Here is a 13,086-nt window from a genome sequence, read left to right on the forward strand (position 1 = left end):
AATAACGATGTTCTTCGAGCCCACATTTTTCGAGATCTGCCGATTCGAGTTGCGCCAGCAGCTGAAGGCACCGCTGTTCTGGATCGTCGCTGCCATATTCGGTGCGCTCGCGTTTGCTCTGGTCAGCACCGACGCGGTGATCGTCGGCGGTGCCAGCGGCAATGTATTGCGCAATGCCCCGATGGTGATCGTCCGGCTGCTCAGTGTGCTCACCGTCCTCAGCGTCTTCCTGGTGACGATCTTCGTCGCCGGTGCGGCGCTGCGCGATTTCGACCAGCGCACTTCGGAGTTGTTTTTCACCACACCGATGAGCCGTGGCGCTTATCTCGGCGGCCGCTTCGTGGCCGGCTATCTGGCGGCGCTGGCGATCATGCTGACCTGCGCACTGGGTGTGGCGGTCGGCGGCATGATGCCGTGGATCGATGCGGAGCGGCTGGGCCCGGCCAGCTGGCACGGTTATGCCTGGGCATTCGGCGTAATGGTGATGCCGGACATGTTGTTCATGGCCGCGCTGCTGTTCCTGATCGCGTCCACCACGCGTTCGTTGCTGGCCACTTACATCGGCCTGATCGTCTACATCGTGCTGAACTTCATCGTTGGCCTGCTGACCCGGGACGTCAACAATCATTTCATCGCTGCCATGCTCGATCCGTTCGGCGGCCGTACCCTGGCCCTGGTCACGCGGTACTGGTCGGCGGATCAGGCCAATCACGAGCTGCCGGCGCTATCCGGCGTGCTGCTGTTCAACCGGCTGCTGTGGGGCGCTATCAGCGTGGTCATGCTTGGGGCCGCCGTGGCGCTGTTCCGGCCCGATCGCGAGGGTCTGCAGCTACCGCGACGCAAGCAGCGGGCGGAGCCACCGATGCTGCTTCCGCAAGCCCAGGCCGCCACGCTGATCATGCCCAGGGTGCGACTGGCCGCCGACCTGCGTGCGCACCTGTCGCAACTGCACACGCAGTTTGCGTTCGACACACTCGGCGTGCTGCGCGGCGTGCCATTCCTGATCATGCTGGCGCTGGGCTTGCTCAATCTATTTTTCGCGCTGGCGCTGTCCAGCCAGATCTATGGCACCGCCACCTGGCCGGTGACGCATCAGGTGCTGGAAGGCGTGCATGGCAGCTTCCAGTGGCTGCTGTACATCATCATCACGTTCTATGCCGGCGAACTGGTATGGCGCGAACGCAGCCAGCACTCGGCCGAGGTCAGCGACGCGTTTCCGGTACCGGACTGGGTGCCGCTGATCGCCAAGCTGGGGGCGCTGCTGGCGGTGATCGCAACGTTTCTGCTGATTGGCGCCGTGGTGGGCATCGGCTGGCAATTGAGCCACGGCTATACCCATCTGGAGCTGGGCCTGTATCTGGCGACACTGGCCCTGGATGCGGTCCCGTTCGTGCTGCTGGCAGTGCTGGCGCTGTTCCTGCAGGTGATGTCGAACGACAAGTTCCTCGGTTATCTGCTGACCATCGTGTGGCTGGTGCTCAGCACGATCGGCTTCGGCCTGCTGCACTGGGACCATAACCTGTACAACTATGGCAGTGCGCCGGACGTGCCGTATTCGGACATGAACGGTTTCGGCCATTTCCTCGAGGCTGCGCTGTGGTTCGACTTCTACTGGGCCAGCTGCGCCGTGGCGTTGCTGGTGCTGGCCGCACTGTTCTGGGTGCGCGGCACCGATCAAGCCTGGCCTGACCGGCTGCGCGAAGCGCGGGCGCGCCTGCACGCACCGGCAAAGATCGCACTGGCCGCTGCATGGCTGGCATTCATCGGCAGCGGCATCTGGATCTACTACAACACCAACGTGCTCAACCACTACCAGAGCAGCGCGGCACAGACGAAACAGCACGCCGACTACGAGAAGAAGTACGCGAAGTACAAGGACCTGCCGCAGCCACGCATCACCGCGGTGAAAGCGGACGTGGATATCCACCCATATCAGCGCAGGCTGGATATCCGCGGCCACTACACCTTGGTCAACAAGACCGCCGCACCGATCAGCGAACTGCACGTGAACTACACCGACGGCTTCAGACTGGAGTCGCTGACGTTCGCACCGCACGACACAGTGAGCGTGGACAAGCAGCTCGGCTACACCATCTACCGGCTGAAGACCCCGCTGGCGCCGGGCGCGTCGATGAATTTCGACTTCACGCTGGAATATGCACCGAAGGGTTTCACCAACAGTCCGGAAGGTAGTTTCCTCGCCCACAACGGCACCTTCTTCAACAACACCGTGATGCCGCAGTTCGGCTACCAGACCCAGGAGCAGCTCACCGACCGCAACGACCGCCGCAAATATGGACTCTCCGCCGAAGTGCCGCGGATGCCGAAGTTGGGCGACGAGAAGGCCCGCGCGAACACCTACATCAGCAACGACGCGGACTGGATCAGCTTCGACACCACCGTCTCCACCGCCGCCGACCAGATAGCCGTGGCGCCGGGCTATCTGCAGAAAGAATGGACGGCGAACGGCCGGCATTACTTCCACTACACCATGACTCAGACAGGAATGGATCAGCCGATGCTGCCGTTCTTCTCCTATCTGTCGGCGCGCTACGCGGTGAAGCGCGAGACGTGGAAGGGCGTGGACATCGCGGTGTACTACAACCCGGCGCATGCGTGGAACGTGGAGCGGATGATCCAGGGTGCCAAGGATGCGCTGGACTATGACGACGCGAACTTCACGCCGTACCAGTTCCATCAATTGCGCATCCTGGAGTTCCCGAACTACATAAGCATCGCGCAGTCGTTTGCCAATACGATTCCGTTCTCCGAATCGGTCGGCTTCATCGCCGACCTGCGTGATCCGTCCAAGATCGACTACCCCTACTACATCACTGCCCACGAAGTGGCGCACCAGTGGTGGGCACACCGGGTGATCGGCGCGAACATGCAGGGCTCGACCATGCTCAGCGAATCGCTGGCGCAGTACTCCGCGCTGATGGTGATGAAGCACAAGTACGGCGGCGATCAGATGCGCAAGTTCCTGAAGTACGAACTGGACGGCTACCTGACGGGACGCGCCACCGAGAAACTGGCCGAGGAGCCACTGGCCAAAGTGGAGAACCAGCAATACATCCACTACAAGAAAGGTTCACTGGTGTTCTATGCGCTGCAGGATTACGTCGGCGAGGCCACGCTCGACGCGATGCTGAAGCAGTTCCTGATCGACAAGGGTTTCCAGCAGCCGCCATACACCACATCACAAGAGTTCATGGACGCGCTGACCAAGGCCGTCGGGTCGAAGTGGCAGCCGCTGCTGGATGACTTCTTCTGGAAGATCACCTTGTTCGACAACCGCATCACCGACGCCACCGCGAAGAAGCTGCCGAACGGCAAGTACGAAGTCACCCTGAGCGTGCACGCCAGCAAGGTCTACGTCGACGGCACCGGCAAGGAGACTGCGGCAAAGCCAGGCATCCCGATCGAGATCGGCGTGTTCGCCGCCTCGCCCGGTGCCGGCAAGGACGGCAAGCCGCTGTATCTGCAAAAGCGCCTGCTGCCGGACGGCGACAGCACGATCACCGTAACCGTCGACAGCCTGCCCGCGCTGGCCGGCATCGATCCGTACAACGAACTGATCGACAAGGTTTCCAGCGACAACCGCCGTGCCGTGACGCTGCAGTAGATTCAGCCGGCTTTCGGTGCGATCGATGGCGTGCCCCGCACCAGCGCGATCTCCTGCGGCCCCGCCGTCACGCTGATCTGCCGCGCGTCGATCTGCTGCTTGATCGCACGCCACAGGTCGGTCTGAACGTTCCAGCTGTCGCCACTGCCGGTCCAGCCGCGCAACACCAGGTTTACGGTCTGTACGGCCAGGCTTTCGATCCACACGCCCGGCGCCGGATCTTTCAGCACGCGCTTGTCCGCCTCGATCAGTCGAGTAATCGTCGCGATCACTTTGTCGGTATCGTCGCGGTAAGCGATGCCGAACTTCAGCTCGAAGCGCCGCGTGCCACGCCGGTTGAAGTTGACGATGGCGTCGCTGCCGATCTTTCCATTCGGCACGATCGCCTCGCGGTTGTCCGGCAGAATCAGCAAGGTGTGCATGAGGTTGAGGCTTCCCACCGTGCCTTCGACGCCACCTGCGGTGACGTAATCGCCGACGCGAAATGGCCGGAACACGGCCAGCAGCACGCCCCAGGCCAGGTTGCTGAGCGAGCCCTGCAGCGCCAGTCCGATCGCCAGCCCGGCGGTACCGAGCGCGGCGACCATCGGTGCCGACGGTACGCCCAGCACGCCCAACGCGGTGACCACCAGCAGAGCGATCAGCACGCCGTAGATCAGATTGCGCAAAAAGCCGCTGAGCGTGGAGTCGAAGCTGGCCCGACCCAGTGCGCCCTGCGCGAAATTCGCCAGCCGACGCGCGATCCACATCCCGACCAGCAGCACCAGCAAGGCGCCAATCAGATGCAGCCCCATCTGTACCGCCTGATCGGTGTAGGCGGAAACATCGTGAGTCGTGGGAACTGCCGCCATCGACCTGGCGGAAACATCGAGCATGGCTTTGTCTCCCGCAGAAAACCGGGGCTCAGCCTAACAGGAGAAATAGGAAAGCTCCGCCATCGCGCCCGATGCCGTAACGTTCCAATGCACCATCAGTCACAAGACCGATGATTCCTGCAGCTTCCGACGCAGGTGGCGCAACGAAATCGTCTCCCACAGCGCCACCAGCGCCAGCACCAAGGTTGTTGCCAATCCCAGCGCGAGCACGCTCAGCGGTTTCCAGGCGACGGCGACGGCCAGTGCCGCCAGCAAACCCATGCCGACCAGATGCGACAGTGGCAGGTTGGTGCTGTTCACCGTTTTCTTGAACCAGGCATTGCCCAGCAGATAGAGCGCCGGACCACCGATCAGCACCGCGCTGCCGATCGCATCGGCATGCTGCGAGGCATCGTGAAGCGTCAGTTCATCGGCCACCGCGCTGACGATGATGCCGGCCACGATAAGCAGATGCAGATACGTGTAGGCGATCCGTGCCGTACGGCCCGGATCCGACGCATGTCTGATTGCCACACTGCCGCGCTCGGCGCCGAGATCGAAATAGATCCACCACATCGCCACGCTGCCCACGAAAGCACTGACGAACGCCAGCAGCGCCTGCGGCTGCGACAAGGTGTCGGCGAAGCTCGACCCGGTCACCAGCACCGACTCGCCCAGCGCAATGATCACGAACTGACTGCAGCGCTCGGCCAGATGGCCACCGTCGATGTCCCAGTCGGCGGTGCTCGACCGACCCAGGCCGGGCACCGGGAACGCCAGCGCCGGCCCGATGTATTCCAAGGTCAGGGCAACGATCCAGCACCACGCACGCCATTGGCCATCCAGCCATCCGCCCGCCAGCCACAGCACACCCGAGGTCGCCAGCCATACCGTGATGCGTTGGAAGTTGCGCGTGTTTGCCGGTGCGGCATCGCCCAGCGCCCACAGCATGAACAAGGTGCGCCCCACCTGCATGAACACATAAGCGCCGGCAAACAACAGGCCGCGGCCGGCGAAGGCATCCGGCAGCGCGATCGACAGCAGCAGCCCGGCCAGCGTCAGCATCAGCAGCAACAGCCGCACCAGCGGGCGTTCCGGATCGAGCCAGTTGGTGACCCAGCTGGTGAACACCCACACCCACCACACCGCCAGGAACAGCAGCAGCACCTGCGAGGCGCTGACCAGGTTCAGGCCATGCAGCAGCGTGTGCGACAACTGGGTCACCGCATAGACGAACACCAGATCGAAGAACAATTCGATATTGGTGACGTGTGCGCCTGCCGCACGGCTGCGCAGGAGGCTGCGCCGTGCAGGCAGGCTGACGGGATTGGCGGATGCGTGAATGCTCAAGGCGATCTCCGGCATGGATGCGCCTTTATCGCATGACCACCCCGATGCAGTCACACGGCTCTGCTCAGAGCCGATCATCCTCGATGTCGCTGACCCGGCCGTCGACGATCGTCACCACGGTGACATGGCCGTCGCGGCGATAGCGCCATTGTTCGCCGCCCTGATCTTTGCTCGCCACGCGAACGCCGCCGCGACCGCTGCTGCGGCTGCGCGAAACGCGCTTGTGCGATTTTGACGAGGGCTTGCCCAGCAGCTCGGTGACACGCTCGCGGCTGTCGCCGGCCGTGAGTACCTGGTTGCCCACGCGCAGCGTGCTGGACGCATGGACCGTGGCGCTGAATGCGAACAGGATGACGATGAGACGAAGACGCATGACCCTCTCCCTGGCTGGTTGAAATCCGAAAATCCGTTTCGCTGCGCCAGCCCGTCTTCCCGTTAATTCAGAAGCCGGAACCAGGCTGGGCCAGATAGATCACCTCTTCCGGCGTACTGGCCCGGCCAAGCACAGCATTGCGGTGTGGAAAGCGGCCGAAGCGTGCTATCACGTCGCGATGCCGCCGAGCATAATCGAGAAAATCCTCGAAACGTTTACGCTGCGGCGGTGGCACTTCCGCGCAAAGCGCCTCGAACAATGCCACCGATCGCTGCTGCAAAGCCTTGTCCTCGGCATGCTCCAGCGGCAGGTAGGCGAACATGCGCTGCAACGGCGGAAGTTGACGGTCATCTCCGCGAGCGATACCTGACAAGGCGACGCGCTGTGCGCTGGCGTCCTGCGCCCATGCGCGCGAGTCGCCGCGATAAAGGTTGCGCGGGAACTGGTCCAACAGGATCAACAGCGCCAGCCAGCCCAGCGGGTCGAGCGCCCAGCCATCCAGCTGTCCATTCGCTGCGGCGTCTGCCACGCTGCCGAAACGCTCGTGCATCTGGGCATCGAACGCCGCATCGGCGGCAAACCAGTGTGCGGCGCTCGTATCGGCAAACCAGAAATCCAGGACGTCATGCGCGGTAACGGGCATCAGCGCTCCCTTTAAGTGGTGCGCGTTAGAGGAGCGTCAGTGGTGCGCGGTACCGGCCAGGCTATGCATATCCAGATGGATACCGCGCAGGCGCGGCAGCTGCCGGCGCAAGGCCAATGCCGACTCAGCCGGCGCATCGGCAATGGCCTGCTCGAACGCATGCAGCAATGCACTTTCCTGATGCGCCAGCGCGCGGATCCATGCGCTGTCACGACTACTGGCCGCATGTACCAGCCAGCTGGCCAGATGGCGGCGGACGGCGCCACGCCAGGTGCCATGCTCACTCGGCTTGCCGTCGTGGGCGCGCAGTTGAGCCTGCAGGTCGGCGATCAGCAGATCCAGCGTCTGCATGTTTTCATGCAGCACCATGCGCAAGCCCGGTTCGCACCCCATCGCGGCACGCCGATAAAGCCGACGCAGGTCGATGCTGCGCCGTATCAAGGCATTGCAAGTGGATGGCACGATGTACGTCGACATGGCCGCTTTTTTGCCGAATCATGAGTGGAACACGGCCCCATCGTCGCTCGTGCCCACTTAGCCGCAGATAAACCTGGGTGTATCTGCCTGACAACAGTCAGCTCACGGTGGGGGCCCCGCATGCCGGGGCGAGGGTGCTCATTGCCCCAATTGCAGCAGGTTCAACGGCTGACCGTTGCTGCCGCGCACGCCTTGCTGCAACTCGGCAAGCCGCCGGATCGACGGGCACAACGCCTCGATCTGCGGGCGCAAAGCCTGCATTCGCCGCTGCATGCGCGGTTGCAGCTCGGTAGCGAGATCCGCCGCCCGATCACGCAGGCGGGCCGCGGTATCCATATCGCCACCCAGTGCCGCATTGATCGCCTGCTGGCCCAGATCGGCTGCCAGCAAGGGCAGCAGATCGGCGCCAATCTGATTCATGGCCTGATCGCTGGCATCGCCCTGCCAGTCATGCGTGCTCTGGCTGACCGAGATGCGCCGCTTGAGCTCGCTGGCGTGCGCACTCAATCGACGGTTGAACTCGGCGCGGGTATCAGCACCCAGACCCATGCCATCGGCCTCGGCGCGCATCCCCTGCACCGCCATGTCCACTCCGTTCTGCGCCACCGTGCGCACCCGCGGCGCCAGTGCGCGCAGTTCACGCTCGAACAGCGCCAGCCGATCCTGGTTCTCCGCATTCAGCTGCACCGTTGCGCCATCGGTACGCAGCGCCCCTTGCTGCAGTTCGGCGTGAAACGGCGCCGGCGCCGCCCGGTCGAACAGCAGACTGTCGGTTTTCAAGGTCAGGTCATAGCTGCTGCTGGCATGACAGGTTGCGGCCAGATCCTGCGCGCGCACGGGCAGCGCGGCCGACAGCGACAACAGGACGACAGACAAACGAAGCACGCGCATCGACTGGATTTCCGTAAACGATGCGTCAAGCGATACCTTCTCACGCACCAACCCATGCTGAATGCGGCAGCCGGGCCGAAACGAAAACGCCCCGCAGAGCGGGGCGTTTGTGGCGGCACTGGGCAGCTCAGGCGCCGCCGGGCGGTGTGATCAGGTGCAGGCCGTCCTTTTCTAGCGGATGGAGGCCTTCGTCCGGAAGCGCATCCGCGCTGCCGGACAGCAGCCGCGGGTCATCAATCCAGAGCACCGGCTGCCTGGGGCCGGGCACATAGGGCTGCCACTTGCCGTAGTCGTCGGCTTGAAGTTCGCCGTACGCCATACTATACGTGACAGGCACTTGAGCTACCCAGTACTCGTCATTCATATGCTCGCCAGATGTCGGCAGATTGAAGGTCCACCTGCGCGCCGCCGCCACGGCGGAGTTGGCGAGCATCTTGCGCCACCGCTCCATTTCCTCATCACTGTCCGCCACTACCAGGTTGACCTGTTCGGCCACGGCTTCCTGCACCTGCCCCTTTCGACCCACGCGCAGCAACAGATATACCGTGCCCGATATGCGGGAATTGGCAGCCAGGGGTGGATAGGTCGGCGCCACCCGATCCTTATAGGCGATGGATTCACCCGGCACGTTCTGCCCGAACTGGGTGCCACTGATGCCGACCGAGTATTTGTCGTCCCCTACTGGCTTGGCGACGAAACGCACACTCATTTTCGCCTTCGCCGCCACCGGCTTACCGTCAAGCAGCGTGGGCTCGAACTTCCATTTCGGAATGCTCTCGGCAATCAGCCCGGTCACCATAGGCGGCAGCTTTTCCGGCTTGTCGATGGCGTAGCTGCTGACACTGCCATCCGGTGCCACCACGATCGTTCCGGTAAGTAGCATGCTCGCCTGCATTCGCTTGCGCACGGCGGCTGGTCCGGCAGCCAGCGCGGCGCCCGACAGCAATACGCAGAACAAACCGATCAGCCAACGTTTCATACCTACCCCCCAGTGAGCCCGTTGCGCAGTCTAGCGCCAGCTACGACCGCTCGTGGCGCCACGGACGAAACTGCGCGCGCACCGCGGGCCGGCCCAATTGCCAGGCCAGCCACAGCAGCAGGGGGATCGCGACCGCCTTGAGCGCCAGCCCCACCTGCCAGGTCCGCTGCGCTCGCGCGATCATCCACAACGCGACCTCGCCCAGCTGCGGCAGTGCCTGCGCATGCTGCCGGGCGGTTTCGAAATCGCCCCATTGCTGCAGCATCAACACGCCGCTGAGCAATGCCCACAACGCCAGCAGCACAGTCAGCGCCTGCGTGATCGGCCGCGCCCATGCCTGGCGCAGGATGCAGCCGGCGCACACCATGATGATCAACAACGCAGCCACCAAATAAGCGTATTCCGCATGTTGCAGATACTGCACGGCACCGGTCGCGGTGAGCAGCAGCAAGATCCACACGCCGATCGGCCATACCGAAAAACGCCGCGCCGGCGCCGTATGAGTGGCCGTATCGGTGCGCACCGCCAAGGGCTTCAAGGTGCCGCCTTCAGCGTGGACAGGTCGCTCATCACCTGGGCGGAATTCTTCTCGGGATCGACGTCCACATAGACCTTGGCGATCTTGCCCTGCGGATCGATCAGAAAGGTGGTGCGCTTGGCGTAATGCATGCCCATGTGTTCGGTGAGCACGCCGTAGCTGATGGCCACCTTGCGGTCGGCATCGGCCAGCAGCGGGAACGGCACGTGATACTTCGCGGCGAATTCGGCGTGCGACTTCACGTCGTCGAGGCTCACGCCAACGACCTCGGCGCCGGCCTTGCGCAGCTTCGCGATGTCATCGCGGAAAGCGCACACCTCGGTGGTGCAGCCTGGCGTGAAATCCTTCGGATAGAAGTACATCACCAGCCAATGGCCACGAAAATCGGCCGGCGCACGCCAGTGGCCGTTCTGGTCTTGCAGACGGAACGTCGGAGCGATTTCGCCTACTTGTGGGGTAGCGCCAAACGCCGGGGCGACAAGGGCGCATAACAAGGTCAACACAAGCAAACGGGAAAAATGGCGCATGACGAAATCTCCGGTCGGGGAAGCGGGGCGAAGCACAGCCACCGCAGTTTACGCGCCCCGATGAAGAGAAGAAGGGCACCATGGGCGCCCTTCCTCGTCATGCACTGAGTCATGCCTCAGCAGATGTCACGGCCTGCTGATGGTGAACTTGCCTACCGAGACGCCCAGGTTGACGCCTTGGCCCGTGCCGGCCAGGGCCAGCGAGGTGGTGCCCTTGGTCAGCACCTGCGCGGTGCCACTCTTCACCACGCCGGCTTCGGCACCGGCCTGTGCATAGTTGCCGTATACCTCATCGATACCGTGCACATGGCTGATTTCGCCCTTGCCGTTGTCGATGTGGTACTTGCCGGCGGTAATGCCGCCGCCGACCACGGTGATCTTCACGTTTGCGCGCTGGCCGTTGTCGCAGGTGACCGTGCCATGGCCTTCGGCATGCTTGTAGATCAATGACCAGCCGGACAGGTTGAACGCAAGATCACATTTCACCGAGGCTTCGGCGGCCTGTGCACTGCTTGTCGGCAGCACGGTCATTGCACCCGCGCAGGCCAGTACCAGGGCGGCCATTCCAAAAGTACGCTTGATCATTGTCATCTCCTTGGGTTTGTGCGGGATCGGATTCGTTCGCCTGCGCAGATCCGGGGTGCCATCGAAAGATCGGCAAACCGCTGCGTGGTGGTGGAATCGTGTGCATGACGCCGTGACAATGGTGTGCAGACGCATGACTGTCCGTTCAGACTTCCCGGCTTGATGCTTCAGTAACAAGCTGCCGCGCAGACTGTACTTGGCAGGCAGGGCGGTACCGTGCGAGCCATGCCGAGGCGAGCCTCGCCGAGGGGTTGTGACGTGGACGAAGCCGTGCCTAGACTTCGCATAGCCTTGATGCGGACCGCAGCAAAGGAGAACCATGGTCAAGTATTCACTGGTCGGTTACGACGGCTCCGATGCCGCCCGCCGCGCATTCCAGTTCGCCATCGACCTGGCCCGCTGCAGCCATGGCCGGGTGCGCGTGGTGTCGGTGCTGCAGGTCACCGAGGGCGGAGCCGATGCCTGTGCCCTGATGATGGCCGATTCCGGCAGTCGGCGCGCGCAGGAACTGCTGGACGAACTGGCCGCGATCGTGCCGGATGCCGCCACCCTGGTCGATGTCGAGTTGATTCACGGCAGTCCCGGCGATGTGCTCCTGAGCCAGGTCGATCAGCACGCGGTCGATCACATCGTGATCGGACACACCGAGCGCGGCGCGCTGGCACGCTGGTTGCTCGGTTCGGTATCCGAAAACGTGCTGGCGCGCGCCCACGTGCCGGTGACGGTGGTGCGCTGAAAACCCGGCCGTATTCGATGTCGCTGAACTGCAAGTAGGGCAACGTTAATCCGAAGCCTTGCGCAGGCCGTATCCTGTGTCACCCTTTTGTCACGTGAGCGCTGGCACCCGGCTCTCGCCAACACGCTGCCGCACAGGAAATCCGCTTGAACTATGCGACCGCCCTGCCCTGGACTCTGGAGAGTCTCGATCTCGAGCGCATCGAGGTTGCGCGCGTGCGCCACAACGAAGATCTGTTCTTTCTGCTGTGCAGTTCGTCGTTCGTCGAGAGCGGCTCGGAACTGTACACGCAGAATCTGATCGATCATTTCGCCGGCGACCAGGATCTGCAGACCTGGCTCAGCCAGCACTGGGAACACGAAGAACTGCAGCATGGCCGCGCGCTGGCCGCCTATGTCAGGAAGGTCTGGCCGGAGTTCGACTGGGACAAGGGTTTCCAGGCGTTCTGGAACGAGTATGGCGCCGTGTGTACGGCCGAACAGCTCGAACCCTGCCGCGGCCTGGAACTGGCCGCCCGCTGTGTGGTGGAAACCGGCACGGCCAGCTTGTATCGCGCGCTCCACGAGATCACCGACGAGCCGGTGCTGAAGCTGCTGACCAACCATATCAAGAGCGACGAAGTGCGCCATTTCAAGCACTTCTACCAGCACTACCGGCTATATCGGGAACGCGAAGGTTTCGGCCGCTACAAGGTGTTCCGCGCCATCCTGCGCCGCGTCAACGAAATCAAGAGCGAGGACAGCGACATCGCGCTTCGCCATGTGTTCAACCAATGCTACCCGCAGCATCTGGGCAACGAGACAGAGTTCCGCCGCATCAGCGATCGCGCGCAAGGACTGTTGCGCCGGCACATCCCGGCCGGCATGACGGTGAAGATGCTGCTCAAGCCGCTGGACCTGCCGGCCCGGCTGCAGAGCGCGTTGGAAAAGCCGCTGGCGCGGATCACCGAGAAACTGTTCCTCCACTGAGCGTTGGCTTGCGGCATCTCCGGGAGAGCGCAATCGTCACTGCGCCGTGGCTTCCTTGTCGGTGCCGCGCGGCGCGCTCTTGATCAGACGCTGTTGCTGCTGCACGGCCTTCAGGCTTTTCACATCGATCGGACGGATCTGCGAAATGGTGCAGGGAAAACTGCGCCGGCCGGTGAGCACCTTGTCAAACCCCACCATGACCTGGTTGACGCTCGAGGTAAGCCCGATGCTGTTGACGAAGGTCAAGTCAGGGCAACCACCGCCGAGATCCAGCAGCCACGCTTCGTTGGGCCGGGTATAGACGGCCAACTGGCTGTCGCTCAGCGGCTCCCACGAATACAAAGTGAAGAAGCGGAACTGGCGCACCGGTGCGCCGGCGGCCGCTGCGTACGCGGCCTGGCGCTCGCTGATGCGTTGCGCATAAGGCGCGCTGGCGCAGGCGGCAAGCAGCGCTGCCAACGTCGTCGCCCACAGAACACGGATCATCGACATGGCATCAACCTCCATCGGTGGGGTACTTATCCAACGCGCGAACCGCTT

14 protein-coding genes are annotated in these 13,086 nt (G+C 63.2%); 3 read left to right on the plus strand and 11 right to left on the minus strand.

The window, feature by feature from the left end; all coding sequences use genetic code 11:
* Positions 1–7: 7 nt before the first annotated feature.
* Positions 8–3,625, plus strand: a complete 3,618-nt coding sequence (locus BUA26_RS06375) for an ABC transporter permease/M1 family aminopeptidase (RefSeq protein ID WP_072758841.1) — start codon at positions 8–10, stop codon at positions 3,623–3,625.
* A gap of 2 nt (positions 3,626–3,627) precedes the next feature.
* On the opposite strand, the gene BUA26_RS06380 is transcribed toward BUA26_RS06375, so the two are convergent.
* The 10 genes from BUA26_RS06380 to BUA26_RS06425 all read right to left on the minus strand — a co-directional run bounded on the left by BUA26_RS06380 (position 3,628) and on the right by BUA26_RS06425 (position 10,842).
* Complete coding sequence (locus BUA26_RS06380; protein ID WP_072758842.1) at positions 3,628–4,500, minus strand: mechanosensitive ion channel family protein; 873 nt, start codon at positions 4,498–4,500, stop codon at positions 3,628–3,630.
* Positions 4,501–4,599: 99 nt separating this feature from the next.
* Complete coding sequence (locus BUA26_RS06385; RefSeq protein WP_255368185.1) at positions 4,600–5,829, minus strand: low temperature requirement protein A; 1,230 nt, start codon at positions 5,827–5,829, stop codon at positions 4,600–4,602.
* A 64-nt stretch (positions 5,830–5,893) separates the two neighbouring features.
* Positions 5,894–6,202: a DUF2845 domain-containing protein gene (locus BUA26_RS06390; RefSeq protein WP_072758845.1), complete on the minus strand. Its 309-nt coding sequence runs from the start codon at positions 6,200–6,202 to the stop codon at positions 5,894–5,896.
* Positions 6,203–6,269: 67 nt separating this feature from the next.
* Positions 6,270–6,845: a DUF924 family protein gene (locus BUA26_RS06395; RefSeq protein WP_072758847.1), complete on the minus strand. Its 576-nt coding sequence runs from the start codon at positions 6,843–6,845 to the stop codon at positions 6,270–6,272.
* A gap of 36 nt (positions 6,846–6,881) precedes the next feature.
* The gene (locus tag BUA26_RS06400) at positions 6,882–7,322 is read right to left on the minus strand and encodes a DUF2383 domain-containing protein (protein ID WP_072758849.1); all 441 of its coding nucleotides are present in this window, start codon (positions 7,320–7,322) and stop codon (positions 6,882–6,884) included.
* A gap of 138 nt (positions 7,323–7,460) precedes the next feature.
* Entirely contained in the window at positions 7,461–8,213 is a 753-nt protein-coding gene (locus BUA26_RS06405) for a DUF2884 family protein (protein ID WP_072760122.1), read from the minus strand.
* A 127-nt stretch (positions 8,214–8,340) separates the two neighbouring features.
* Positions 8,341–9,171, minus strand: a complete 831-nt coding sequence (locus tag BUA26_RS06410) for an energy transducer TonB (protein ID WP_255368186.1) — start codon at positions 9,169–9,171, stop codon at positions 8,341–8,343.
* Between the two features lie 61 nt (positions 9,172–9,232).
* Positions 9,233–9,730 (minus strand): hypothetical protein, encoded by a 498-nt coding sequence (locus BUA26_RS06415; protein WP_072758853.1) that lies wholly within the window; start codon positions 9,728–9,730, stop codon positions 9,233–9,235.
* The gene (locus BUA26_RS06420) at positions 9,727–10,257 is read right to left on the minus strand and encodes a peroxiredoxin (RefSeq protein WP_072758856.1); all 531 of its coding nucleotides are present in this window, start codon (positions 10,255–10,257) and stop codon (positions 9,727–9,729) included. Before BUA26_RS06420 ends, BUA26_RS06415 begins: the two co-directional genes overlap by 4 nt.
* A gap of 126 nt (positions 10,258–10,383) precedes the next feature.
* Positions 10,384–10,842: a hypothetical protein gene (locus BUA26_RS06425; protein WP_072758858.1), complete on the minus strand. Its 459-nt coding sequence runs from the start codon at positions 10,840–10,842 to the stop codon at positions 10,384–10,386.
* Positions 10,843–11,161: 319 nt separating this feature from the next.
* Here BUA26_RS06425 and BUA26_RS06430 point away from each other — a divergent pair, with 319 nt between their 5' ends.
* Both BUA26_RS06430 and BUA26_RS06435 read left to right on the plus strand, forming a co-directional pair.
* A complete protein-coding gene (locus BUA26_RS06430; RefSeq protein WP_072758860.1) occupies positions 11,162–11,578 on the plus strand; it encodes a universal stress protein in 417 nt (138 codons plus the stop codon).
* Between the two features lie 146 nt (positions 11,579–11,724).
* Positions 11,725–12,546: a ferritin-like domain-containing protein gene (locus tag BUA26_RS06435; protein WP_072758862.1), complete on the plus strand. Its 822-nt coding sequence runs from the start codon at positions 11,725–11,727 to the stop codon at positions 12,544–12,546.
* A 36-nt stretch (positions 12,547–12,582) separates the two neighbouring features.
* Here BUA26_RS06435 and BUA26_RS06440 read toward each other — a convergent pair whose 3' ends face one another.
* Positions 12,583–13,038, minus strand: a complete 456-nt coding sequence (locus BUA26_RS06440) for a DUF6491 family protein (protein ID WP_083572954.1) — start codon at positions 13,036–13,038, stop codon at positions 12,583–12,585.
* Between the last annotated feature and the right edge of the window lie 48 nt (positions 13,039–13,086).

This window comes from Rhodanobacter sp. OK091 (genome assembly GCF_900142825.1).
Classification (GTDB): domain Bacteria; phylum Pseudomonadota; class Gammaproteobacteria; order Xanthomonadales; family Rhodanobacteraceae; genus Rhodanobacter.